This window comes from Sphingomonas sp. CFBP 13714, from assembly GCF_014842205.1.
In the GTDB taxonomy this organism is placed as follows: Bacteria; Pseudomonadota; Alphaproteobacteria; order Sphingomonadales; family Sphingomonadaceae; genus Sphingomonas; species Sphingomonas aerolata.
This window is the reverse complement of sequence record NZ_JACYVG010000003.1, coordinates 360,192-384,929: the sequence shown is the minus strand read 5'-3', so window position 1 is coordinate 384,929 and position 24,738 is coordinate 360,192. Positions and strand designations below refer to the sequence as shown.

The 24,738-nt window shown below is 67.3% G+C and carries 15 protein-coding genes; 4 read left to right on the top strand and 11 right to left on the bottom strand.

Annotated elements, in window-relative coordinates; genetic code table 11:
* Nucleotides 1-92: 92 nt before the first annotated feature.
* The 3 genes from IFT54_RS09515 to IFT54_RS09505 all read right to left on the bottom strand — a co-directional run bounded on the left by IFT54_RS09515 (nt 93) and on the right by IFT54_RS09505 (nt 3,794).
* A complete protein-coding gene (locus IFT54_RS09515; RefSeq protein ID WP_192070444.1) occupies nt 93-449 on the bottom strand; it encodes a hypothetical protein in 357 nt (118 codons plus the stop codon).
* A 62-nt stretch (nt 450-511) separates the two neighbouring features.
* Complete coding sequence (locus IFT54_RS09510) at nt 512-2,608, bottom strand: alpha/beta hydrolase family protein (RefSeq protein ID WP_192070443.1); 2,097 nt, start codon at nt 2,606-2,608, stop codon at nt 512-514.
* Between the two features lie 58 nt (nt 2,609-2,666).
* Nucleotides 2,667-3,794 (bottom strand): lactonase family protein, encoded by a 1,128-nt coding sequence (locus IFT54_RS09505; protein ID WP_192070442.1) that lies wholly within the window; start codon nt 3,792-3,794, stop codon nt 2,667-2,669.
* A 108-nt stretch (nt 3,795-3,902) separates the two neighbouring features.
* Here IFT54_RS09505 and IFT54_RS09500 point away from each other — a divergent pair, with 108 nt between their 5' ends.
* The 4 genes from IFT54_RS09500 (at nt 3,903) to IFT54_RS09485 (ending at nt 8,849) form a co-directional block, all read left to right on the top strand.
* Nucleotides 3,903-5,282: an ABC1 kinase family protein gene (locus IFT54_RS09500; protein ID WP_192070441.1), complete on the top strand. Its 1,380-nt coding sequence runs from the start codon at nt 3,903-3,905 to the stop codon at nt 5,280-5,282.
* Nucleotides 5,283-5,438: 156 nt separating this feature from the next.
* Nucleotides 5,439-7,799 carry an FdhF/YdeP family oxidoreductase gene (locus tag IFT54_RS09495; protein WP_192070440.1) on the top strand — a complete coding sequence of 787 codons (2,361 nt, stop codon included), beginning with the start codon at nt 5,439-5,441 and terminating at the stop codon, nt 7,797-7,799.
* Complete coding sequence (locus IFT54_RS09490; protein WP_192070439.1) at nt 7,796-8,590, top strand: formate/nitrite transporter family protein; 795 nt, start codon at nt 7,796-7,798, stop codon at nt 8,588-8,590. Before IFT54_RS09495 ends, IFT54_RS09490 begins: the two co-directional genes overlap by 4 nt.
* Nucleotides 8,562-8,849, top strand: a complete 288-nt coding sequence (locus IFT54_RS09485; protein ID WP_192070438.1) for a hypothetical protein — start codon at nt 8,562-8,564, stop codon at nt 8,847-8,849. Before IFT54_RS09490 ends, IFT54_RS09485 begins: the two co-directional genes overlap by 29 nt.
* 125 nt (nt 8,850-8,974) lie before the next feature.
* Here IFT54_RS09485 and IFT54_RS09480 read toward each other — a convergent pair whose 3' ends face one another.
* From IFT54_RS09480 to IFT54_RS09445, 8 genes are all read right to left on the bottom strand, one after another.
* Nucleotides 8,975-11,041, bottom strand: coding sequence for a catalase (locus IFT54_RS09480; RefSeq protein ID WP_192070437.1), 2,067 nt, complete (start codon nt 11,039-11,041; stop codon nt 8,975-8,977).
* Nucleotides 11,042-11,145: 104 nt separating this feature from the next.
* Nucleotides 11,146-11,409 (bottom strand): hypothetical protein, encoded by a 264-nt coding sequence (locus tag IFT54_RS09475; protein ID WP_192070436.1) that lies wholly within the window; start codon nt 11,407-11,409, stop codon nt 11,146-11,148.
* A gap of 98 nt (nt 11,410-11,507) precedes the next feature.
* Nucleotides 11,508-13,424: an alpha-L-fucosidase gene (locus IFT54_RS09470; protein ID WP_192070435.1), complete on the bottom strand. Its 1,917-nt coding sequence runs from the start codon at nt 13,422-13,424 to the stop codon at nt 11,508-11,510.
* Nucleotides 13,425-13,442: 18 nt separating this feature from the next.
* Nucleotides 13,443-15,740 carry a GH92 family glycosyl hydrolase gene (locus tag IFT54_RS09465; protein WP_192070434.1) on the bottom strand — a complete coding sequence of 766 codons (2,298 nt, stop codon included), beginning with the start codon at nt 15,738-15,740 and terminating at the stop codon, nt 13,443-13,445.
* On the bottom strand, nt 15,737-17,158 hold the full coding sequence (locus IFT54_RS09460; protein ID WP_192070433.1) for a glycoside hydrolase family 125 protein: 1,422 nt from the start codon (nt 17,156-17,158) through the stop codon (nt 15,737-15,739). Before IFT54_RS09460 ends, IFT54_RS09465 begins: the two co-directional genes overlap by 4 nt.
* The gene (locus IFT54_RS09455; protein WP_192070432.1) at nt 17,155-19,692 is read right to left on the bottom strand and encodes a glycoside hydrolase family 3 C-terminal domain-containing protein; all 2,538 of its coding nucleotides are present in this window, start codon (nt 19,690-19,692) and stop codon (nt 17,155-17,157) included. The genes IFT54_RS09460 and IFT54_RS09455 overlap by 4 nt, the downstream gene beginning before the upstream one ends.
* Nucleotides 19,689-22,274 (bottom strand): beta-mannosidase, encoded by a 2,586-nt coding sequence (locus IFT54_RS09450; RefSeq protein WP_192070431.1) that lies wholly within the window; start codon nt 22,272-22,274, stop codon nt 19,689-19,691. The genes IFT54_RS09455 and IFT54_RS09450 overlap by 4 nt, the downstream gene beginning before the upstream one ends.
* Nucleotides 22,274-24,589 carry a beta-N-acetylhexosaminidase gene (locus tag IFT54_RS09445; protein WP_192070430.1) on the bottom strand — a complete coding sequence of 772 codons (2,316 nt, stop codon included), beginning with the start codon at nt 24,587-24,589 and terminating at the stop codon, nt 22,274-22,276. Before IFT54_RS09445 ends, IFT54_RS09450 begins: the two co-directional genes overlap by 1 nt.
* Between the last annotated feature and the right edge of the window lie 149 nt (nt 24,590-24,738).

Sequence of the window (24,738 nt, the reverse complement as noted above, 5' to 3'; positions counted from 1 at the left end):
AAATCCGGCATGAAGCCGGGTGACGCGCCCCTAACAGTTCAGTGCCTTCCCGGCCAACGTGTCGGGACCAAGGAGATAGTATGCGTACAAAATTATGGATCGGCGTCGGCGCCTTTGTGATCGCGCAATCGGGCCAAGCCGTGATCGGCGACGCGGCCGCCAAGCCATTGTCGCAGCCGGCTCAGCAGGTCGGTGAGGGTGAAGGTGAGGGCGAAGGTGAAGGTGAAGGTGAAGGACGGCGGGTCGTCCGGTCGGGCAAGGCTCGGCATGCGGTGACGTCGCCGCGGCGCGCGCGGGCTGCGCAACAGCAGCGTGGCCAGCGCGGCGAAGGCGAATATGAGGGCGGCGAGAACGAGCGCGGCGAGGGTGGCGAAAACGAGGGTGGCGAGGGCGAACGATGAGCCGGCTACGCCCCTTGGCGTGACCAGCACTGCCGCACGGATCGGCATGATCCGTGCGGCAGTAACGAGACTGCACTCTGGGCATCGCCCCGGCGGTGACGACCGGACGGTCAGTCGGTGCGTGATCCGCTCGGCTTGGCGCGATAGCGATCGAACCAGGCGATGATCGCGGAGGCCTTTGCCGCGGATTGCGACGGCCGTGCGGTGAAGCCGCCATGGCTCGCACCCGGCACCTTGACGAGCGCGGTCGGTATGCCGCGGATCTGCAACGCGGCGTAATATTGCTCGGATTCCGAAACGGGCGTGCGGTAATCGTCGCTGCCCACCACGACCAGGGTCGGCGTCTTGACGTTGCCGACCAGACTGAGCGGCGAGCGGTTCCAGTAGCTCATCGGATCCTCCCATGGCAGCTTGGTGAACCAGTAGCGCGAGGTGAACAGCGTGTTGTCCATCGTCAGCGCCTCGCTCGCCCAGTTGATCACGGGCTTCTGGGTCGCCGCGGCCTTGAACCGGTCAGTCTTGCCGACGATCCAGGCGGTCAGGACGCCGCCGCCCGATCCGCCGGTGACGAACAGATTGTCGGCATCCGCGGTCCCGTCCGCGATCGCCGCGTCGACCGCGGCGATCAGGTCGCCATAATCGTCGGACGGGTATTTCTTGTCGATCAGGTTGGCGAACTCCTCGCCGTACGAGGTCGAGCCGCGCGGATTGGTCCACAGCACGGCATAGCCCGCCGCGGCATAGAGCTGCATGTCGGTGGCGAACCCCGGGCCGTAGGCGCTGTTGGGGCCACCATGGATTTCCAGGATCAGCGGCACGCGCTGGCCGGGCGTGCGATTGGCGGGCGTTGCGAGCCACGCGTCGATCGCGCGGCCATCGGGCGCGGTCACCGCGATCTTGCGGATCGGCGCGAGCGTCTTGGCGCCGGTCATCACCGCGTTGAGTTGCGTCAGCCGCCGGGACTTGCCACCGCTCGAGACCCAGACATCGGCGGGAGCGCTGCCGTCGCCGCCGGTATAGGCGATCGTCCCGCCTCTCGCGACGGAGAACTCGCCCCCGGTATAGGGTCGGTCGAGCCCGCCGCCCGCGACATTGTCGACCAGCGGCGTCGTCCGGCCGTCGAGGCCGATGCGCGCGATCCGGCGCTGGCCGTGATCGTCATAGCTCGCATAGAGGCTGCGCCCGTCGGCGGACCACACCGCATCCTCGATTCCGCGGTCGAGCGCAGCGGTCAGCGAGCGGGGACTGCCGGCGTTGCGGTCGCCGAGGTAGAGCTGGGTATTCTCGTAACTGCGCCGCTTGTCATCGAAGCCGAGCCACGCGATCCGCGTGCCGTCGGGGGAAATCCGCGGCTGCGCATCGGGGCCGTCGCGGGTCGTCAGCGTCCGCATCGCGCCGCTCGACGTGTCGACCGCGATGAGATCCGAGTTCATCACCTGCCGCTCGGCATCGGGCCCGCGGATCGCGGCGAACACGATCCCGCGGCCGTCGGGGGTCCATGACAAGGGTCCGCCGTCATCGAACGCACCGAAGGTGAGCTGCTGCGGCGCGCCGCCGTCCGCCGCGACGACGAACAGATGATCGCGGCCGGGCTTCACATAGCCGGGGCCATCGTTGCGATAATTGACGCGGTCGATCACCGTCAGCGGCTCGGCCCATTTCGCGCCCTCGGGCTTGGGCGGTGCCTTGCCGAGCGTCGTCGCCTCGCCCGCGACGGTCGCGACATAGGCGAGCCGGGTGCCGTCGGGCGACCAGGCGAGCGCCTGCGGATCGCCGGGAAAGCCCGTCACCCGCGCGCTCGTGCCGGTCGCGTTCCAGCGGACGAACAGTTGCGACTGCTCGCCGTCGCGCGCGGCATAGGCGACGCGCGTGCCGTCGGGGGACCAGCGCGGGTCGGACCCTTGCGCAGCGAACGGCGACTGGCGACCGGTCGCGACGTCGATCAGCCACAGCGACGACTGGACACGGTCGGTCATGACGTCGGCGGTGCGGCGGACATAGACGATCGTGCGTCCGTCAGGGCTGATCTGCGGGTCCGCTGCGATCGACAGGCCGAACAGGTCGGCGCCGGTGAAGCGCCGCGTCGGGGCGTCGGCCGGGGCCGCGATCGGCTGCTGCTGCGCGACGGCGGGGGCAGCCGACAACAGGGCGAGGGCAAGGGTGAGGCGCAAGCACGGCTCCTTTGACGATGATCGAGGTGCGATCATGCCCGATCCCCCGGCCCGTGCAAGGGCAAGGCGGGGGCGTCACCGGTCGGGCCAATCGTCAGCCAGTCGGCGCGAGGAACACCGCCCCGGGGACGCGCAGGGTCTGATCGGTCGGCGTGAGACGGCCGTCCTTGCCAAGCGCCATGACCGCGATCGTGCCCGACCGCTCGTTCGCGATGAGCATCTGCCGCTCGTCCTCGAGCAGGAGGAAGATGCGCGGCCAGTGTCCGCCGGCGGCGATGTGCTGGACGAGGGTCGGCACTCCGTCGCGATCTAGTGCGAACACCGCGATACTGTCAGCGCCGCGGTTCGAGACGTAGAGATGCCGGCCGGCGCGATCGATCGCGATGTGTGCGGCCTGGGACGACCCGACATGGCCATCGGGCAGGGTGGACAGCTGCGTGCGGGTGGTGAAGCGCCCGTCCGGCTGTGCATCGAGCATGGTCACGGTGTTGGCGAGTTCGGCAACGACATAGGCGCGTGGCAGGCGGGGATGCCAGACGAGGTGGCGCGGTCCCGTTCCCGGCGGCGCGCGCCACGCCGGGACCGGTGCGGCAAGGCTGCGCGCTCCCGGATCGAACCGATAGGCGAAGATCGTGTCGGCGCCGAGGTCGACCGAATGCAGCCAGTGCCGATCGGGGCTGAACCCGACCCAGTGCGCATGCGGCCCCTCCTGACGGCTCTTGTCTGGACCGGTCCCCTCATGGCGGAAGATCGTCGGTTCGCCCGGCGCACCGGTCGCGGGATCGATGCGGTAGAAGCCGACGCTGCCGCTCGAATAATTGGCAATGGCGAGGCAGCCGGACGCGTCGTCAAACGCAGCATGGCAGGGATCGGCGCCACCCGACGGCATCGTGCCGCGGGCTTTCCAGTCGGGCGTGAAGCCGGTCACCGACCCTTTCGCCTGCTCGCGCAGGACATACCATAGCCCGGTGCGGGGTGCCCGCACCGCAAACGACGCGTCGTCGATCCCGGCGACCGGCGGCTCGACCTGCCAGCGATTGCGCGCCCGGTCATGCGACAGCGTGTACAGACCCTTGCCGCCCTCGCGCGCATAGGTGCCGACGAGCACGCGGGCGTCGCGCGGCGATGGCGGTGCGGCGCGCAGACCGGTGGCGAGCGTCGCGGTCGCCATGCCGCAGAGCAATGATCGGCGGGTGATGGTATTGAAAACAGGTGGCGTCATGGATGGCGGTCCGATGGTTGATCCTCCACCCCAGCTTACCATCTAAGAAGCGGTCTCGCGCAAGGGGCTCTCCAGACCGAGGATAAACCGACGAGCGAAGATCCTGTCATGCCCGGCACGGAGCCGGGCACTCAACAAAATCCACAAGCTGATAACGAGTCCGGCTTCGACGCGGGATCGCAATCGCGTGGCGGGCGGTCGATCCCGCGGGGCCGGCTGTCGCGGCTCGGCGTGTTCGGGCGGCTTGCCGGCGGCGTCGCGGGCGGGGTGGTCGCCGAGGGCGCCCGGCGGCTCGCGAGCGGCGAGCGTCCGCGCATGTCGGACCTGCTGCTGACCCCCGCCAACGCGGTGCGGGTCGCGGACCAGCTTTCGCATCTGCGCGGTGCGGCGATGAAGCTCGGCCAGATGGTGTCGATGGACGCGGGCGACATGCTGCCGCCCGAACTGGCGACGATCCTCGCCAGGCTGCGCAACGATGCGCATCACATGCCGCCCGCGCAGCTCGACCGGGTGCTCACGGCCGAATGGGGAAAGGACTGGCGTCGCCGCTTCGCGCATTTCCAGGCGCATCCGGTCGCGGCCGCATCGATCGGCCAGGTGCACCGGGCACGGCTCCCCGACGGACGCGTGCTGGCGATCAAGGTGCAATATCCGGGCGTGAAGGACAGCATCGACGCGGATGTCGACAATGTTGCGACGCTGCTGCGCGTGTCGGGGCTGTTGCCCAAGGAGCTCGACATCACGCGGCTGCTCGGTGACGCGAAACAGCAATTGCACGACGAGGCGGATTATGTCCGCGAGGGCGAGATGCTGGAACGCTATCGCGCGCTGGTGGGCGACGATGCGGGGCTGGTTGTCCCGCAACTCGAGCCGACATTGTCGACGCCGCGCGTGCTGGCGATGGAGTATATCGACTGTACGCCGATCGAGAGCCTCGAGACCGCACCCCAGGACGTCCGCGATGCGGCGATGGAGCGGCTGATCGGGCTCACGCTGCACGAACTGCTCGACTGGCGGCTGATGCAGACCGACCCCAATTTCGCGAATTATCGCTGGCAGGCCGAGACGGGACGCATCGTCCTGCTCGACTTCGGTGCCGCGCGTGCGGTGCCGCAGGTCGTGGCAGACGGGTATCGCCGGCTGCTGGCCGCGGGGCTCGCCGGACAGCGCGACGCGGTCCGCGACGCCGCCATTCAGGCGGGCTTTCTGGGCGAGGCCGCGGTCGTGGGGCATCGGCCGCAGATCGACCGCATGATCGACGTGATCCTGGCAGAGATGAACCGGACGGGGCCTTTCGACTTCGGCGATCGCAGCTTCGTCTCGGTGCTGCGGGACGAGGGAGCGGCGATCGCACGCGACCGGTCGACCTGGCATATCCCGTCGGCCGACATGCTGTTCGTGCAGCGCAAGATCAGCGGTACCGCACTGCTCGCCGCACGGCTGAAGGCGCGCGTCGACGTGCGCGCGATGGTCGAACCTTATTACTAGTCAAATGAAAGCCGTACTGACCTATAAAGGCGATCACCGGCTGCGATTTTCCTGTTTTGGCACTTATGCTGCGGCGCGGTATCGCGACTCCAAACGTTAAGGCTGCATGGACCCGGGCAATTTCCGCGGTGACACGCCCGATTTGGAGATTTGAGTATGCGTAACAAGCGTCCCGACGGGATCGTCGACTATACGGGCCCGGCCGGTGGCTGGGGTGCGCTCAAGGCGGTTGCCACGTCGCTGAAGGCCCAGCAGATCGTCGTGCGGGGCGGGCAGACGCTGCTGAAGTCCAACCAGCCCGACGGGTTCGACTGTCCGAGCTGCGCCTGGCCCGACCCCAAGCATACCTCGTCGTTCGAATTCTGCGAAAATGGCGCCAAGGCGGTGGCATGGGAATCCACGGCGAAGCTGATCGGCGCCGACTTCTTCGCCAAGCACAGCGTCGCCGAGATCTGGAAGCAGAGCGATCACTGGATCGAGGATCAGGGTCGCGTCACCGAACCGCTGCGCTACAACGCCGCGACCGACCATTATGAGGTCGTGACTTGGGCGGAGGCGATGTCCGCGATCGGTGCGGGTCTTGCCGCGGTGCCGGATCCGAACCAGGCCGAATTCTATACCTCGGGCCGCTGCTCGAACGAGGCAGCGTTCCTCTATCAGCTGTTCGTGCGGCTGTACGGGACCAACAATTTTCCCGACTGTTCGAACATGTGCCACGAGGCGACGTCGGTCGGCCTCCCCAAGTCGATCGGGATCGGCAAGGGCACGGTCAGTCTCGAGGATTTCGACCATGCCGACCTGATCCTGTCGATCGGTCATAATCCCGGGACGAATCATCCGCGGATGATGGCAACGCTGCGCGAGGTGTCGCGCCGCGGTGGCAAGATCATCGTGTTCAATCCGCTGAAGGAGCGCTCGCTCGAACGCTTCGAATCGCCGCAGTCGGTGGTCGAGATGGCGACGATGTCGGCGACCCAGATCGCCAGCTCCTATCTGCAGGTGAAGGTCGGCGGTGACGCCGCGGCGCTCAAGGGTATCGCCAAGGCACTCGTGGCGCTCGACGAGGCGGCGCGCGCGAGCGGCGGCGAACCCGCGCTCGACCATGCTTTCATCGCCGAGCATACCGACGGGCTCGAACCCTATATCGCCGATCTCGCACGGACTGACTGGGCCGATATCGAACAGGCCAGTGGTTTGCGCCGGGCGGATCTCGAGGACGTCGCGCGGATCTATGCGTCGTCCAAGGCGACGATCGCCTGTTACGGCATGGGGATCACCCAGCACCGCACCGGTACCAGCAACGTCCAGCAGCTTGCGAACCTGTTGCTGCTGCGCGGCAATATGGGCCGCCCCGGCGCCGGGATCTGTCCTCTGCGCGGGCATAGCAACGTGCAGGGCGACCGGACGGTCGGCATCACCGAACGCCCGATGCCGCTGTTGCTCGATCAGATGAAGAAGGTCTTCAACTTCGAGCCGCCGCGCGAGCATGGTCATTCGGTGGTCGAAAGCATCGCCGCGATGCGCGACGGCAAGGCCAAGGCGATCGTCTGCCTGGGCGGCAACCTCGCCATCGCGTCGTCCGATCCGCAGGCGTGCGCTGAAGGGTTCCGCAATCTCGACCTGGCGGTGCACATCACCACCAAGCTCAACCGCACGATGCTGTTGATGGCGAAGGACACCTATATCCTGCCATGCCTGGGGCGGACCGAGCTCGACACGCAGGCCGGTGGCCCGCAGTCGGTCACCGTCGAGGATTCGATGTCGATGGTCCACGCGTCGCGCGGCTTCCTGATGCCGCCGGGCGAGAATGTGAAGTCCGAGATCTGGATCGTCGGCGAGATCGCCAAGGCGACGCTCAAGGGCAAGGGCGATATCGATTGGGATGCCTATGTCGCCAATTACGACCTGATCCGCGACAAGATCGAGGCGGTGTTTCCCGATTTCGCCGATTACAACACGCGCATTCGCAAGCCCGGCGGGTTCCATCTGCCCAATTCCGCCGCGATGCGGATCTGGAAGACGAGCAGCGGCAAAGCCAACTTCATCGTCGCCGAGGGGATCGAGGAAGACGAGACCGCAAACGCGCCGGACGTGCTTCGGCTAACGACATTGCGTGCGCATGATCAGTATAACACGACCGTATACAGCCTCGACGACCGGTATCGCGGTGTCTTTGGCCGTCGCGATATCCTGTTCATGAACAAGCGGGACATGGCGCGGCTTGGCTATGCGGAGGGCGATGTCGTCGATGTCGCCACCGCGTTGCAATATGCGCATCCTGATCGCGTCGTGCAGAAGCTGACCCTGGTCCGCTACGCGCTGCCGGACGGGTGCATCGCGTCCTATTATCCCGAGACGCAGCCGCTGATCGCACTCGAGGATCATGATCCGCAGAGCTTCACCCCGTCCTACAAATCGGTGCCGGTCACGGTGCGGCGGGCCGGCGGAGATGTCGGTGCGGAGCGCGGCGTGGCGCGCGCGGGGGTCGTCGGCCAGAGCCAGGCCGCGATGGCATGAGCGCGGGATACGCGCCGACGATCGACACCTATGCGACGCTCGCGGCGGCCAAGGCCGCGGCGTGGCGTCGCTCACCGGTTGGCTTCTTTGCGGGCGCGATTCTGGCGGGAACCTATATCGGGATCGCGATGATCCTGGCGATCAGCGCGGCGGCGGGGCTTCCCCCCGGCGTCCGGCCGCTGGTGATGGGCGCGACGTTCGGGATCGGCCTGATCCTGACGGTATTCGCCGGCGCCGAGCTGTTCACCGGCTATGTCATGTATCTTGGCTTCGGCCTGGCGAAGCGGACCATCAGCTATGGTGAAGCAATCACGCTGGCGGCTGTCGTCTGGCTCAGCAATCTGGTCGGCGGCGTCCTGTTATCGGCGATCTTCGCGATCGGCGGCGGCGGGGCCGTGTTCGCCAATGCCGACACGATGTTCAACGCCTATGTCCAGCACAAGGTCGAGGCGGACGGGATCGCGTTGTTCGCGCGGGCGATCCTGTGCAACTGGCTCGTCTGTCTCGCGATCTGGACGGCGGCGCGGATGAAGGGCGATGCGGCCAAGTGCATTGCGATGGCCTGGATCCTGCTCGCTTTCGTTGCTGCTGGTTTCGAGCATTCGGTCGCCAACATGACCGCGCTCACGCTCGGCCTCATGGCGCCGCATCCGGTGATCGATCTGGCGGGCACGGTGCACAATCTCGTTGTTGTGACCGCGGGAAACACCGTCGGCGGGCTGGTCTTCGTCGTCTTCGGGTACATGCTCGCGGCCAGGACGGATGCCGCGGCCGCGCCAGCGGCGGACTGACGCGCACTTGGCGAAGAAGCATTATCTCACCGCGACGCTGCCCGATGGCTATGTGAAGACGATCGGGCCTACGGCGACTGCGTTCACGCATTACTGGCGGATCGTCGCGGTGCTCGCCAACGGTAAGACCGAAGTGTTCTGGGGGCACAGTAAGTCATTGGCCGAGGCGAAGAAGAAGCGCGTCGCGGCCGAGGAGGCGTCGATCCAACGCGGCTGGCGGTCGCACGCGTTCGAGATCGCCGAACTCGTTCGCTCCTAGACCGTCCACGCGTACAGCTGGGCCAGACGCGAAACGGCCGCCCCGCACAAGATGTGCGGGGCGGCCGTTCTTCTGTTGGACGAATGAAACCACGCGCGAACGGCGTGGTCTCATTCTACCGCCGATCAGGCGAGCGTGCGGACGCCGGGTTCACGATCCCAATAGCGCTTCGCACCCGCGGTCGCGATGTCGGCCAGCACCACCACACCCGCATCGGGCTCTACGCCGGCCTTGTCGAGAAGCGGCTTGGCCGCATCGCTGGCGCCGATCGCCTTCAGATGACCGAACGCATCCATGACCCACTGGACCGCCGCGCCTTCCTTCAGGAGCATCTTGCACCCGTCGGCCGACAGGACGACCGCCACCGCATCGAAGATTTGCGACGGGCTGCCGGCAAGCTGGCCCTGTGCCTTCTTCATGCTGCCATCGGCAAGCTTGGCGCCACCGACCTTGGGGGCGACGAGCACCGGCTTGCCGCCTGCACCCTCGACCGCTGCAACGACCGCGTCGATCTCCGCGCCATCCGACCCGTCGGCGATCAGGATCCCGACCTGACGGCCCTCGAGCGTCTCCTTCATGTTTTTCTGGATCGACAGTGCCGGGCTGGGTGGCATGTCGACCGGCGCGCGGAACGCCGGATTGGCTGCCGGCAGGGGGATGCCGAGACCATCGGCAACGCGCGTCGCCAGTTCCTCGTTTACGTTGCGCAGGTTGGCGACGGTGCGCTCCTGAACATGCGCGAGACCGACCTTCGACAGCTCGAAGGTGAAGGCCGACGCGATATGCGCCTTCTCATTGTCGGTCGCCGACACCCAGAACAGCCGCGCTTGGCTGTAATGATCGCCGAACAGTTCGGCGCGCATCCGCAGCTTCTCGCCCTGCTCGTCCGCACCGGTCGGGTTCGTGGTCGTCACGAAGCCGTTCGGCGATTCGCGCGGGCCACCGTCTTCGCCGACAACCGACAGGCTGTTCGGCTCGTAATTGGCACGCCCCTTGGGCACCTTGGTCTGCATCATGCCGTCACGCTGGAAATTGCCGGCTGGGCTGCGCGGTGCGTTGACCGGGATCTGATGGAAGTTGGTCGTGCCGAGGCGCGACTTCTGCGTGTCGAGATAGCTGAACAGCCGGCCCTGAAGCAGCGGATCGTTCGAAAAATCGATCCCGGGGACGATGTTCGTCGGCAGGAACGCGACCTGCTCGGTCTCGGCGAAGAAGTTGTCGACATTGCGGTCGAGCACCATCCGGCCGATGATCCGGACGGGAACGTCCTCCTCGGGGATCAGCTTGGTCGAATCGAGCACGTCATAAGGCTGCGCCTCGGCGAACGCCTTGTCGAACACTTGAATGCCGAGCTCCCATTCGGGGAAGTCGCCGGTGTCGATCGCTTCCCACAGGTCGCGACGATGATAGTCGTTGTCCGCGGCCTGGAGCTTGAGCGTCTCGTCCCAGATCGTCGACTGGAGACCGAGCTTGGGCTTCCAGTGGAACTTGACGAAGCTCGACTTGCCTTCCTCGTTCACGAGCTGGAACGTGTGGACGCCGAAGCCTTCCATCATCCGCAGCGAACGCGGCAGGGTGCGGTCGGACATCGCCCACATCTGCATATGCGTCGACTCCGGGGTCAGCGATGCCCAGTCCCAGAAGGTGTCGTGCGCCGAACCCGCCTGCGGATAGGCACGGTCGGCCTCCATCTTCACTGAATGGATCAGGTCGGGAAACTTGATCGCGTCCTGGATGAAGAACACCGGAATGTTGTTGCCGACGAGATCCCAGTTGCCCTCGGTCGTGTAGAACTTGACCGCGAAGCCGCGCACGTCGCGCGGGGTGTCGACCGAACCGGCTCCGCCGGCGACCGTCGAGAAGCGCGTGAAGAGCTCGGTCTTCGTGCCCTTCTTGAACACTGCTGCCTTGGTCAGGTCGGAAATGTCGTCGGTCGCCTCGAAATAGCCGTGCGCACCCGATCCGCGTGCGTGAACGATCCGCTCGGGGATCCGCTCATGATCGAAGTGGAAGATCTTCTCGCGCAGCACGAAATCCTCGAGCAGCGTGGGACCACGCGCGCCGGATTTCAGGCTGTTCTGGTTGTCGGACACGGGCACGCCGTGGTTGGTGGTCAGGACGGGGACGTCGCTGCCTGCCTGCTGATGCGTCTCACCACCGTTGCCGGGGTTGCGCTGTTCGATGTCGCTCATTGCGGATCCTTGCTGTCGAGGACGAAGTTCGGGGGCTCAACGTGCGATCCACCAGACCGGGTCCATGCAGGCGGCAAGGAATCGGCCTGCTTCATGTTAGGGGATCAGGTCGTGGGCGACGGATGTTGCCCGGACCACGCCGAACCGTGTCCGTTTCCAGCAGGTGCCCGGAATCGCCGGAGTTTTTTCGCCGACCGCCAGAGCAGAAGCAGGCCGATCGCGAACAGGAACAGCGCACCGAACAGGAATGCGAGGTAGAATCCTGGTGCAAGCCAGGCGGATCGTATCACCGGCCCAGCGGCTGCAACGTCCGCGGCGGCCCCTGCCATGCTGGTCATCGGCGTTGCACTGGTTTCGGTCGCTGTCATGGCGTGTCCCCGGCCGGACCGGCACCGTCGCGGCACCGGATCCGACCTGAGGTATGCCCGCAATTTATTGCACGCGTGGGACAGGCCGTATCATTGCGTCACCCGCTGCGCGGTCGGAACGCGCCGATTCCGGCGATTGCGAGGCGACGGGCGGGAATCGCGGTCTCGGCAAAGCTGAGGCGGAGCAGACGGGCGGTGACCGGGCTCGCAAAGGCGATCCGCTGAGTCGCGAGCGCATAGGCGATGTTGGGCAGTTCGCCCTTGCCGGCCTCTTGCCAGTCGGTGCCGTCGGTGCTCGTCTCGATCCGGTAGCCCTTTGGCGGCGCGGTGTCTGCCATCACCGCGCGCGACGGCGTCAGGCTGAACCCGGCAAGCGTCTCGGTCGCGCCGAGGTCGATCGTCACCGAGGCGGGGGCGCTGGCTTTGGGGGCGGGCAGCGCCCAGCTCGTCGCGGTATCGTTGTCGAGCAGGGCCTGTGCGCCGGGGGCGGAGGCGGCAGCGATCGACCAGCGCGTCGTGGCGACGATGCTCGGGTCCGACGCGACGACGGTGGCGACCGCGGCGGGCGCGACCTGGCGGAAAAGCGCGATCTCGCGGATGGCGGGACAGGCGGGGGCCTCGAGGATGTGCAGACGCAGGCGGCGGGCCGTGACCGGTGCGGGCAGGCGGATGATCCGCTGCGCGCCGATGCAGGCGTGCTGCGCCAGTTCGCGCCACCGGCCGTCCACTTCGGCATCGACCGCAAACCGCGTCACGCGCAGCCCGAGCGGGAGATATTCGCGCAGGCGGATGAGGTCGAAGGTTCGGCCGGGGGGAAGGTCGAGCACGAGAGTGGGCGTCGTGATCCCGTCGGCGGTCGACCAATAGCTGTCGGCGCGACTGTCGAGGACGTTTGCCGGCGAAAAGCCTGCGCCGCGACTGTGGCTGGCGGTCGCGACCGCGCCCTGGGCAAGGTCGCGCGCGAAGGTGGCGGCCTGCGCGGTGCCGAAGGATGTCAGCACGGCGACGTCGATATCGGCGAGGCGGCCGCGCCGGTCGGGTGGCAGGTTGAGGTTGAGGTTGGTACCGCGACCGACCGACTCGTCGTACAGCTTTACCAGCCGCGCGGGCGTCTTGACCTTCGCATCCTCGTCCGCGTGATAGAACCAGCCCGGCCGGATCGAGACGTCGGTCTCGGCCGGCCACCAGAGCGGCGCACCGCGCACGCCCGAATTGCCCTCGCTCTGGACATAGGGATGGTTCGGCATGGTCGGCCAGCAGGGATCGCCCGCGACGCCGTCCTCATTGCCGACCCAGCGGACATCGGCGCCGAGCGGATCGAAGGTGCAGGCCATCGGCTGATGCTGATGGACCAGCGCGACGATCGACGGCCAGTTGTAATATTTCGGTGCATCGATCTTCCGCGTGTCGCGCGCGCCGCCATAATAGCCGTCGCCGCCATTGGCGCCGTCGAACCAGAATTCGAACAGCGTGCCGTAGCGCGTGCAGAGCTCGACCACCTGCTTACGGAAATACTCGACATAGGCCGGGCGGCCATATTCCGCGTGATTGCGATCCCAGGGCGAGAGGTACAGGCCGAAATCGAGCCCGGCCCGCCTGGTTGCGCGCTCCATCTCGCCGACGACATCGCCCTTGCCGTTCTTGTACGGGCTGTTGCGGATGCAATGCTCGGTCAGCATCGTCGGCCACAGGCAGAAGCCGTCATGATGCTTGGCGGTCAGGATGATGCCGCGCATGCCGCCTGCCTTGGCCGCCGCAACGATCTGGTCGGGGTCGAAATCGGTCGGATCGAAGAGCTTGGGATCCTCGTCGCCATAGCCCCATTCGCGATCGGTGAAGGTGTTGATCGAGAAATGGACAAAGGCATATTGCTCGCGCGCATGCCAGGCGAGCTGGCGCTTCGACGGCGTCGCACCCCATGGCTTGGGGGCGGCCGCGCGGGTCGCTGCGAGCGCAGGCGTCGCGGTTGCGGCAAGGCCCGAGGCGAGCAGGAGGCGGCGGGAAACTTCGGTCATCAACGTCTCCGTGGGAATTCAGGCAGCGGGGCGGCCGAACGAGGGGGGGCGGTCAGCGAGCTTCGCGCCGAACGCCGGATCGGGGGTGGCGGACATGGTGAAGCGCAGCGTACCGCCAGCGAGGAGATCGGCATGCGCGATCCAGCTTTTCGTCCAGGGCTTGCCGTTCCAAGTGACCGCGGTGACATAGGGCGTATCGATCCGGTTGCCCGGCGCCTCGATCACGACCTTGCGCTTGCCCCCGACCTTGAGTTCGGCGCGGGTGAAGAGCGGCGAGCCGAACACATAGACCGCCGCGACCGGATCGACCGCGTAGAGGCCGAGCGCTGACATCACGAACCAGGCGCTCATCTGGCCGCAATCGTCATTGCCGATGATCCCGTCGGGCGCGCGCTTGTACATCGTCGTCAGAATCCTGCGCACCAGCGCCTGCGTCTTCCAGGGCTGGCCGACATAGGCGTAGAGATAGGGCACGTGCTGATCGGGTTCGTTGCCGTGCGCATATTGGCCGATCAGCCCCGATATGTCGGGCGGTGCGTCCCTGGGCAGCGTCGAGGGCGCGGCGAACAGCGCGTCGAGGCGTGCGGCGAACTTCGCATCGCCACCGAAATGCGCGATCTGGCCGTAGAGGTCATGCTGGTTGAGGAAGGTCGTCTGCCAGCCATTGGCTTCGGTGAAGTCGTGGTAGCGCTTGATATGGCCGAGCTGGATCGGGTCATAGGGCGTCAGCCAGCTGCCATCGGCAAGCTTGGGCCGCGCCAGGCCGATCGTCGGGTCGAGCACGTTGCGATAGTTCCGGCTGCGCTCACGCAGGCGGGCCGCGTCGTCGGTCGCCCCGGCCCTGGCCGCGAGGGCGGCCATCGCCCAGTCGTCATAGGCATATTCCTGCGTCCGGCTGACCGACTCGTCGACCTGATCGGCAGGCAGATAGCCGCGCGCGATATAGGTGCCGCGCGCGCGGCTGTTGACGAGGTCGGGCGCCTTGGCGTCGAAAGCACGCGTGCGGATCGCGGGCCAGGCGGCGGCATAGTCTGCGTCGATGCCCTTGGCCGCGGCCTCCGCCATGATCGCGACCGAATGCCAGCCGATCATCGTGCCGGTCTCCACCCCCTGGAGCGGCCAGCAGGGCGGGCCATAGGCGCTTTGCTGCGTCTGGCGGACCAAGTCACGGACGAGCGACCGCGCGCGATCGGGCGCGACCAGCGTCAGTAGCGGGTGGAGCGTCCGGTAGGTGTCCCAGGTCGAATAGGTGCTGTAGGCCTGTTCGCCCTTGGGCACGCTGTGGACCAGCCGGTCGAGCCCGACATAGCGGTCGTCGACATCCGAAAACAACGTCGGCGCGAGCATCGCGTGATAGAGCGCAGTCGCCATGACGACGCGCTGGTCGTCGCTGCCACCGTCGATCTTAACGGTCTTGAGCGCATCGGCCCAGTCGCCGATCGCCTGACGCCGCGCCGCATCGAAATCGCGCGAGGCCGAGGCGGCGAGGTTAGTCCGTGCGCCCGCCATGTCGACCGCGGAGACCGCAGTGCGCACGACGATCGGGGCGGAGCCCGCATCATCGTAGTGCAATACCGCGCGGACGCGGTCGGCGGTCGCGATCGCGCCGTTGACGACCTGGTCGCCCGCATGGAGCGTGATCCGGTCGGGCTTGCGCGAGACCTGCATCGCGAAGTGGATGCGGCGCCCCTTGGCCCAGCGGAAGGTGCGGCGGCTGCCGATCAGGATGCCGTCCGATTCGAGTTCGATCCGGCTGTCGTCGATCAGCGGGCCTTCGCCCGGGCGGCTGTCGCGGTAATTGCCGAGGTCGATCAGGAGATGCCCGGGGCCGGCGGGAAAGCGGTGCCGCTGCCAGCCGACGCGCGCTTCGGCGGTGAGTTCGGAGCGGACGCCGTTGCCCAGCGTGCAGGCATAATAGCCCGGCTCGGCACTCTCCTGTGCATAGGTCTGGCGATAGCCTTCGCCGGGACGGTCGGGCGCGCCGGGGCGCAGCTTGACCGGGCCGCGGGCGGGCACGACGAGCACGTCCATCATGTCGGCGATGCCGGTACCCGACAGATGCGTGTGCGAAAAGCCCATGATCGACGGGTCACCGCGATGATAGCCCGAGCAGTTCGCCCAGTTCTCCGTATCCGTGTCGGGACTGACCTGGACCATGCCGAACGGCACGGTCGCGCCGGGATAGGTATGACCGTCACCGCCGGTCCCGATCCACAGATCGGGCACCGCGCGCGACCGGCCGGCAAAGGCCGGCATCGCGCCGCTCAGCGCCAACGCACCGGTCGAGCCGAGCACTGTACGTCGCGTGAGCCTCATAACGGCGCCGCCAGCAGCGCGGGGCGGGTATCGGCAAGATGGACAAGCAGTTCCCCGAACAGTCCGTTCGTCCAGGCGAACCATCTGCGCGTGAACTTGGTGGGATCGTCCTTGTCGAACGCCTCGTGCATGAAGCCGGTGTCGGCATCGGTATCGCGCAGCATCCGGAGGCAGGTGCGGACGGTCGCGTCGTCGGCGCCGGCAAGCGCGCGGATGATCAGCGACATCGGCCAGATCTGGCCGAGCCCGACATGCGGGCCGCCGATCCCCTCCGCCTTGGTGCCCTTGAAGAAATAGGGATTGGCGTCGCTCCAGGCCGCGTCCGAGGTGCGGCGCCAGAGCGGGTCGGTGGCGGGAACGCAGCCCATATAGGCGAGCGCGGACAGCGACGGCACGTTGGCGTCGTCCATGAAGACCGCGTTGCCGAACCCGTCGACCTCATAGGCCCAGACCTCGCGGCCGTCGCGCAGCCGCATCTTGCCATGCGCGTTGAGCGCGGTCTCGACCTCGGCCGCGAGCGCGGTGGCATCGGCGGCGAGCGCGGTGTCGTTGCGCGCCTCCTTCGCGACGACGGCCAGTTCACGCAGCGTCGTCACCGCGAAGTGATTGGCCGGGATCAGATAGGGATAGAGGCAGGCATCGTCGGACGGACGAAAACCGCATTGGATCAGGCCGTTCGGCTTGGCGGGATTGCCCCAGCCCTCGAGCGCCATCGTCTCGGTATTGCGGTTCGAGGCGCGCAGGAAGCTATAGGGTCCGCGGCCATCCTTACGCTGCTGCTCGCGATAGGTGCGCAGGCTGGTGCGCGCTGCCTCCGCCCAGGTCGCGTCGAACGGGGTCGCGTCGCGCGTCGCCTGCCAATAGCCATAAGCGAGACGCATCGGGTAGCAGAGCGAGTCGATCTCCCATTTACGCTCGGCGACACCCGGTTTCATCTCGGTCTGGTCATGCAACGCCCAGCTCAGCTCGGTCTTGCCGGCGGGATCCTCGAGAAATGCGTTGGCATAGGGATCGAGCAGGATCGAGCGCGACTGGCGGGCGATCAGCCCGCGGAACACGGTGCGCAGTGCGGGATCGTTGCGGACGAGGTGGAGATAGGGGCGGAGCTGCGCCGAGCTGTCGCGCAGCCACAGGCAGGGAATGTCGCCGGTGATGACGAATGCGTCGGGCGCGCCGCCGATGGTCGACATCCGCACGGTCGTATCGAGCGTGTTGGGATAGCAGTTGCCGAACATCCAGCGCAGCTTCGGATCGGCGATCCGGGCCGAGACGCGGGCGATCTCGCGTTCCACCGCCCGGCTCTTGAACAGACGGTCGGCGACGGCGGGGCGCTTGGAGGGCAGGTTCGGGCGGGCGGCGAAGGCAGGGGTGCCGACGAGCGCGAGCCCGCCGGCGATCAACGAACGGCGATCGATCATTTGGGCAGCCCCACCGCTGCGCCGGTGATCGTCAGGTCGGTCCATTGTCCCTCTCCGTCGCCGGGCTGGCCGCCGCCGACATAGAGGCGATAGGCGCCGGGCTGGATCGTCCGCGTGCCGTCGCGCGCGACGCTGCTCATCGAGCGGGGATCGAGCGCGAACGAGACGGTGCGCGACTGGCCGGGCTTGAGTGCGACGCGGTCGAAGCCGACGAGCTGGCGTTGGAGCACCGCGGTGGTCGGACCGCCACCAGTTGTCGCGGTCGGGACGAGATAGGCTTGAACCACTTCCTCGCCCGCGCGTGCGCCGGTGTTCGAGACCTTCGCCGCGAGCGTGAGCGGCTGGCCGGCGGCGACGGTGAGGCCGGGCTTTGCCGCGGCATAGCCGAAACTGGTATAGCTCAGCCCGTGGCCGAAGCCCCAGAGCGGCTTGCCGGTGAAGTAGCGATAGGTGCGCTCCTTCATTGTATAGTCGATGAAGGCGGGCAGATCGCTGGCGGACTTGTAGACGGTGACGGGGAGGCGACCCGAGGGGTTGTTGAGCCCCGCGAGCGTCTCGGCGATCGCGGTGCCGCCGGCCTGGCCCGGATACCAGGCGGTCAGGATCGCGTCGGCGAGCGACGGATCGACCGCCACCGCGCTGCCGCTGGTCAGGACGAGGATGACGGGTTTGCCGGTCGCGCGCAGTGCTTTGAGCAGCGCCTGTTGCGCGAGCGGAAGCCCGATGTCGGTGCGGTCGCCGCCGACGAAGCCGGGGACGCTGACCGACAGCGCCTCGCCCTCGAGATCGGGCGACAGGCCCATCACCGCGACGACGACGTCCGACGCGTTTGCGGCGGCGACGGCGGCGGCGAGCATCGGCGCGGCGGGCGGCGTCCAGAGCAGGCGGATACCCTCGTCGTCGCTGCGGTGATCGAGTTCGAGGCGGAAGGCGGCGGGCTTGCCGTCGCTGGAGACCGGGATCTCGACGCGGCCCTTCTTGATCTCGCCCGCCGTGAGCTGGCGGTTGCCGATCCAGAGGCGTGCGACGTCATGGACCGAACAGTCCTTCCAGCACGCCGGGACGTCGATCACCAGCGTATAGTCACCCGCGGCGGGTGGAGTGAAGACGCCCGACCAGCGGACGCCGAAGCTGCGGCCAAGCCCGGGCGCCGGACTGACGCGGTTAAGGTCCGCATCGATGCGGCGTTCAGTGCGCGTCAGCACCGGCGTGCCGCTGGTCGTCCCGGTTCCGGCGAAATACTCCGCCTTCAGCCCCTGTGGGAAGACGGTTTCGGGCACCACCACCGGCGCGCCGTCGGCGAGCACCGAGCCCTGGGCATAGCGGACATTGGCGGCACCGAACTGCTTGCGGATGCCGTCGAGCGGGGTGACCGGGGCGACCGCGGTGCCGTGGTAATTGCCCTGAAGCACGCCGATATCGTCGGCATTGGTGCCGATCACCGCGATCCGGCTGCCCGATTTGAGCGGCAGGCGGCTGGCGTCGTTCTTGAGCAGCACGATCGACTTGCGCGCCGCCTCGAGCGCGAGCGCACGGTGCGCGGGGGTGTCGACCTGATCAGTGCCGATCTTGCTCCACGGGCTGTCGCCGCCGAACGCGATGCCCAGCGCGCGGCGGGCGCGGAAGGCGCGCGTCAGCGCGGTGTCGACTTCCGCCTCGCTCACCAGGCCCTGGCGGACCGCAGCGGGGAGGCCGGCATAGGCGGTGCCGCAATTGAGATCGGTGCCGCCCCTGATCGCCGCTGCCGCGGCGCCGGGCGTGTCGAGCCGGTAGTGGTGATAGGTGCTGATATTACCGACCGCGTCGCAATCCGAGACGGTGAAGCCGGTAAAGCCCCAGTCGCGCCGCAGCCGGTCGACCATCAGCGGCGACGACGCGCAGGCGGGCACGCCGTGGATCGAGTTGTACGCGCACATCAGCGAGAGTGCCTTGCCCTCGGTCACCGCCTGGCGGAAGGCGGGCAGGTAGGTTGCTTCCAGATCCTGCGGGCTGGGGTCGACGTCGAAGCTGTCGCGCCCGGCCTCGGGGCCGCTATGCACCGCGAAATGCTTCGGCGTGGCGACGACCTTGGGGTGGAGCGGGTCGGGGCCCTGGAGGCCGCCGATGAACGCAACGCCGAGCCGCCCGGTCAGATACGGGTCCTCGCCATAGGTTTCCTGCCCGCGCCCCCAGCGCGGATCGCGGAAGATGTTGATGTTGGGCGACCAGATCGTCAGCCCCTCATAGATGCGGCGATCGGCATTGGCGGGCTTCGCATTGAAGCGCGCGCGTGCCTCGGTCGCGACGACGTCGCCGATCTTGCGGACGAGTGCCGGATCCCAGGTCGCAGCCATGCCGATCGCCTGCGGGAACACGGTCGCATGACCATTGCGCGCGAGACCGTGCAGCCCCTCGTTCCACCAGTCATAGGCGGGCAGGCCGAGCTTCGGATCGGCGGGCGCGGTGCTCTGCAGCTGCGCGGCCTTCTCTTCCATCGACATGGTGGCGACCGCGGTGGCGACGGGATCGGCGGAGGCGAGCAGGAGCCAGATCATCGGGCAAGGGTCCTCAAGGTGAGCGCTTTGCGCAGTGTGGCAGGCGACGCGTCCGACGCAACGGCGACGGTCCGCGTCTCGCCCGGCAGAAGATCGAACCCGTCATCGGCGGGCTGCGCCGCCACGTCCCCGAAATCGAGCATGACCGCGCGGGCGAAGCGGCTGGCGGTGATCGTCGCGGTCGAGCCCGACCAGGTGACGCTCAGGCCCGGATCGGGATAGGCCATGTCCTTGGGCAACGCGCGTTCGATGATCGCACGGCTGGCGACCGTGTCGCCGACGATCAGCTCGGCGACCGCATAGCTGGCCCCCGGCGCGGCACTGCCGAACAGCGTCGCATCGGGGAGCGTGGCGGCGAGCGTCGACGAGAGCGGCGGCAGCGTCGCGGGCGTGGTGGTGTCGTTCAGCACGGTGCCTGCCATGTCCATCGCGCGCACCCGCCAGCGCGCGGCGATTGGCGTGGTCGCGTCGGAGATCAGCGAGATCCGCGTCGCGCCATCCTTGTGCTCCGCGGCGATTGCCTGGGGTGCGAAGAAGCGCCGCGCGGCATAGTTCAGCAGCTTCCACTGGCCGTCATGATCGATGCTCGCCCAGCTGATCGACGGCCAGACGTCGTTCAGCTGCCAGTAGAGCGATCCCATCGTCACCGGGCGGCACGCACGGTGATGCAGCGCGGCGATGCGGATCGCCTCGGCCTGGTTGACCTGCGTGAGATAGACGAGATCGGCGAAATCTTTCGCCGGGCGCAGGCGATCGCGCAGATACATCAGCAGGCGCTCATTGCCCTCGCCGGCGAGGAATTTCTGATGCGCCTTCATCACCGGGCTGTCGGCGGCAAGCGGGCCCTTGCCCGCGAAGGCGCGGATCGTCGCGAGGTCCGGCATCGCCTGGAACCCATATTCAGACATGAAGCGCGGGCAGCTGTCGAGATAGCGTTCGACCGGTTTGGAGCCTGACCAGACATCCCAGAAATGGCGATCGCCGTTCTTGTCGGTGTCGGTCGGGCCCTCATAATCGGTCGAGGGGGAGCCGGGCCAATAGGGGGTGCCGGGCGAATATTTCGTCACCGCCTGGCGCAGCACGCGGTCGAACAGCACCGCCATGCCCGCACCGATCCGCTCCTGCTCATCCGCGCCGACCGCCTTCTTGAACGCCTTGCGATCGGACCAGTTCTCCCAGCCCGACAGCACTTCGTTGCCGCCGGCCCAGATCACGACCGAGGGATGCGAGCCGATCCGGGCGACCTGCTGCTCGGCCTCGATCCGGACATTCTCGCGGAATGCGGCGTCGGGCGGCGTGACGCTGCCGCCGAACATGAAGTCCTGCCACACCATCAGCCCCATGCGGTCGGCCAGGTCGTAGAACGCGTCGTCGAGATAATAGCCGCCACCCCAGACGCGGATCATGTTCATGTTGGCGTCCGCCGCGCCCTTCAGGATCGTCTGCATATAGGCGGGGGTGACGCGCGACGGGAACATGTCGAACGGGATGAGGTTCGCGCCCTTGGCGAAGATCGGCGTGCCGTTGACCTTAAAGCCGAAGCTGCCGTCCTTGCGGATCAGTTCGACCGTGCGCAGGCCGATCCGCCGCGTGACACTGTCCTCTGCGGTCGCTTGCGCGCCGGCGAGCGAGGCGGTGACGGTGTAGAGCGGCTGCGCGCCATAGCCGATCGGCTGCCAACGCTGCGGCGCGGCGATCGTCAGCGGCAGCGAGACGCTGTTGCTGCCGGCGGCGAGCGTGACGCTACGGTCGACCGTGACGGTCTTGCCGTCGGGACCCGTGACCACGGCGTGGACGGTGGTGCGACCGGGCGTGTCGGCGACGATGTCGAGCTTCGCCGCGATCCGCGCCTCGGCGTCGCTCAGATCCTCCTGCTCGACCCGGAACGTCTCGATCCGCGCCTCGTCCCAGATCTCGAGACGGACCGGGCGCCAGATGCCGATATTGACGATCCGGGGACCCCAGTCCCAGCTGTAATGATATTTGGGTTTGCGAATATAAGGCGAGGTCTGCTTGCCCTTGGGCTCGTCGCCGAACGCGCTGTCATATTCGCCGGGAAGCGGATGCTTCTCGGCGAGCACCATCGGCTGCAGCGTGCGGATCGGCGAGGCGATCGTCACCAGAACCTCGTTGCGGCCAGCCTTCAACGCCGATTTCGCGTCCACCCGCCAGCGACGGTGCGCGTTGTCGGTCTTGAGCAGCGGCGTGCCGTTGACGGTGACGGTCGCAAAGGTGTCGAGACCGTCGAACACGAGGTCGAGATGGTCGCGCGCGAGCATCGCCGGCGTGACGTCGAGCACGCGGCGGAACTGCCACCGGGTCAGCCCGGCCCACTGGATCGCCGCCTCGTTCATGCCCTTGTAGGGATCGGGGACGCGGCGCGCAGCGATCAGGTCCTGCTGGACCGAGCCCGGCACCGTGGCGGCGAGCCATTTCGCCTCGCGCTTGTGCGCGGCGACCGCGCTCGTGTCGGTCGGATCGATCCGCACCTGCCAGTCGCGGTCGAGCGTGACCACCGTCTTCGGGGCCGAGATCGCGGGCGAGGCGAGCGCGAGGAGAGGGAGAAGGAACCAGCGACGCATCAGCGTGTCTCCGTGAGTTGCATCCGCTCGACCGCATAATAGGGATCGGACGTGGGGGAGGTGAATTGCAGGCAGATGTCGCGGTCGCCGGTCAGCGCGGGAAGGCGGCCCCTGACGCTGAACCGGGTGGTGGCGGTTGCCGGATTGGGGAGCGGGAAGGTGCCGGCGACGACCGGCTTGGCACCCGCCACGGTGCAGCCGACGAGCACGATCAGCTCGCCGTGCGGGGTGACGTTATAGTGCCGGCGAAGCTTGGTATCTTCATGCGCCAGCGCATAATGACGCGGCAGTCGTGCGATATCGATCGTGAAGCCCTTGGCGACATCCATCGGCGCGGCGGGATAGGCGGTGCACAGGTCGAACAGGTCGATATTGTAGACCGGTGCATTTGCCTGCGCCTCGGGCGTCAGCGGCACGCGTAGCGCGAGCGATCCTTTTGGACAGGCGACCATGTCGGAGGCAGTGCGCGTCAGCAGTGCCTGACGGCCGGTATCGAACAGGCGTGGCTCGGCGATCTGCTGACCGGCGGCGTCAAACGCGGCGGCGCGGATCTTGACCCCAGGTTTGATCGACAGCGGTGCCGTATAGGCGGGCGACCGTGCGCCGGGGGCCTTGCCGTCGAGCGTGTAGCGGATCGTGCCATAGGGCGCCTGCGTCGCCAGCGAGATTTTGGCGCTTTTGGTGCGCAGCGCATCGCCGCGTGTGCCAGCGAGCGTATAGCCGACTGCGAACGCGCTGTCCGCGACCTGCATCCCCGATGTGCGCCAACGGCCGATCTGCGGCTGGACCCGCTCGAGAAAGCTGCCGAAGTCGCGCTTGTCCTTGCCCGACCAGGTGATCTCGGCGAGCGCGGCGGCGCGTGGGAAGATCAGATGCTGCATCTGATAGGGCGTGACGATGTACTCGCTCCACAGATTGCCCTGTGCGCCGAGCACGTGATGCGCCTTGTCGGCGGGGATCCCCGCGGGCATCGGCTCATACTTGTACACGGTCTCGAGCGACTGGATATCGATCCGCCCCGGCGGTTCGTCGCTGCGATCGCTTTGCAGGCTGTTGAGGTAGAGCGTTGGTGCGGGCGAGAGGACGACGTCGTGGTTCTGGTTCGCGGCCTCGACCGCGCCCTTTTCGCCACGCCACGACATCACCGATGCGGAGGCGGGGAGGCCGCCTTCGAGAATTTCGTCCCAGCCGATCAGGCGGCGGCCCTTGCTGGCAAGATATTCGCCGAACTGGTCGATCATCCAGCTCTGCAGCCCGTTCTCGTCCTTGATCCCGAGCTTGACCATCTGCGCCTGGACTTCGGGACTGCGTTCCCACTGATCCTTGACCGCCTCGTCGCCGCCGAGATGGACATAGGTGCCCGGGAATACCGCCATGATCTCGTCGAGCACCGTCTTGACGAAGGCGATGCCCTTGGGGCCGGGGTTGAAGAGATAGGGATTCACGCCCCAGTCGCTGCTGACCTTCGGTGTGTCGCCGAGGACGCCGAGGTCCGGATACGCGGCGACGAGCGCCTGCGCGTGGCCGGGCAGGTCGATCTCGGGGACGATGACGATGCCGCGCTCGGTCGCATAGGCGACGAGCTTGCGCAGCTCGTCCTGCGTGTAGAAGCCGCCGACCTGTATACCGGGCGCCTCGCCGGTCGAGGGGGACGTCCGGACGCTGCCGATCGCGGTCAGCCGGGGATAGGCCTTGACCTCGAACCGCCAGCCCTGATCGTCGGTGAGGTGGAGATGGAGCGTGTTGAGCTTCACCGACGCCATCTGGTCGACGATCGCATAGAGCGAGGGCAGCGACTGGAAATGCCGCGCGGTATCGATCATCAGCCCGCGCCAGCCGAAGCGGGGGGCGTCGTCGATCGTCACCGCGGGGATCCGGACGGGTTGGCCGAACGCGCGATCGGGGCTGATCAGCTGCGCCAGGGTCATCGCGCCATAGACGAGCCCGGCATCGCCCGACGCCGCGATCCGCACGCCGGACGCATCGACCGTCAGGCGATAGGCTTCCGCACCCTTGATCGTCGCGTCGCGATCGATGCGGATCACGCCGCGCGCGCCGGTCGCCAGCGTCAGGCCACGTTCGGTCTTCACATGGGCGAGGAGCAGACGGGCGGCGGCGGTGGTGCCGGCATCGCCGGGATCGGCGGACACCGTGCTGCCCGCCGCGATCGTCACGGCGCCGGTCCCGCGCGTCATCGCTGCGGGTTGCGGGACCAGCGGCAGGCGGTCCTGCGCATCGGCCGCGCTGGTGGTGCCGAGCATCATGCCGGTCGCGATAAGCGCGCATCCGAAACGGGGGGGTGCGTTTAACCGCATGATTTCTGCTCCCGATAACCGGCTCCTCACGGCCGCTGGTCCGGGAATGTAACCAATATAGGTCCAGACACAAGCCGTTGATTGGGCGGCGTCCCGAAAGCAGGTCCCGAGCCGCCGCAAAGTTTGCCAGTGTTTCAGCCGATCTGGTC

Excerpts from the sequence above, each read along its gene's own strand:
- IFT54_RS09515 (WP_192070444.1), bottom strand. The coding sequence starts at position 449 with ATGCCGATCCGTGCGGCAGTGCTGGTCACGCCAAGGGGCGTAGCCGGC.
- IFT54_RS09510 (WP_192070443.1), bottom strand. The coding sequence starts at position 2,608 with ATGATCGCACCTCGATCATCGTCAAAGGAGCCGTGCTTGCGCCTCACC.
- IFT54_RS09505 (WP_192070442.1), bottom strand. The coding sequence starts at position 3,794 with ATGACGCCACCTGTTTTCAATACCATCACCCGCCGATCATTGCTCTGC.
- IFT54_RS09500 (WP_192070441.1), top strand. The coding sequence starts at position 3,903 with ATGCCCGGCACGGAGCCGGGCACTCAACAAAATCCACAAGCTGATAAC.
- IFT54_RS09495 (WP_192070440.1), top strand. The coding sequence starts at position 5,439 with ATGCGTAACAAGCGTCCCGACGGGATCGTCGACTATACGGGCCCGGCC.
- IFT54_RS09490 (WP_192070439.1), top strand. The coding sequence starts at position 7,796 with ATGAGCGCGGGATACGCGCCGACGATCGACACCTATGCGACGCTCGCG.
- IFT54_RS09485 (WP_192070438.1), top strand. The coding sequence starts at position 8,562 with ATGCCGCGGCCGCGCCAGCGGCGGACTGACGCGCACTTGGCGAAGAAG.
- IFT54_RS09480 (WP_192070437.1), bottom strand. The coding sequence starts at position 11,041 with ATGAGCGACATCGAACAGCGCAACCCCGGCAACGGTGGTGAGACGCAT.
- IFT54_RS09475 (WP_192070436.1), bottom strand. The coding sequence starts at position 11,409 with ATGACAGCGACCGAAACCAGTGCAACGCCGATGACCAGCATGGCAGGG.
- IFT54_RS09470 (WP_192070435.1), bottom strand. The coding sequence starts at position 13,424 with ATGACCGAAGTTTCCCGCCGCCTCCTGCTCGCCTCGGGCCTTGCCGCA.
- IFT54_RS09465 (WP_192070434.1), bottom strand. The coding sequence starts at position 15,740 with ATGAGGCTCACGCGACGTACAGTGCTCGGCTCGACCGGTGCGTTGGCG.
- IFT54_RS09460 (WP_192070433.1), bottom strand. The coding sequence starts at position 17,158 with ATGATCGATCGCCGTTCGTTGATCGCCGGCGGGCTCGCGCTCGTCGGC.
- IFT54_RS09455 (WP_192070432.1), bottom strand. The coding sequence starts at position 19,692 with ATGATCTGGCTCCTGCTCGCCTCCGCCGATCCCGTCGCCACCGCGGTC.
- IFT54_RS09450 (WP_192070431.1), bottom strand. The coding sequence starts at position 22,274 with ATGCGTCGCTGGTTCCTTCTCCCTCTCCTCGCGCTCGCCTCGCCCGCG.
- IFT54_RS09445 (WP_192070430.1), bottom strand. The coding sequence starts at position 24,589 with ATGCGGTTAAACGCACCCCCCCGTTTCGGATGCGCGCTTATCGCGACC.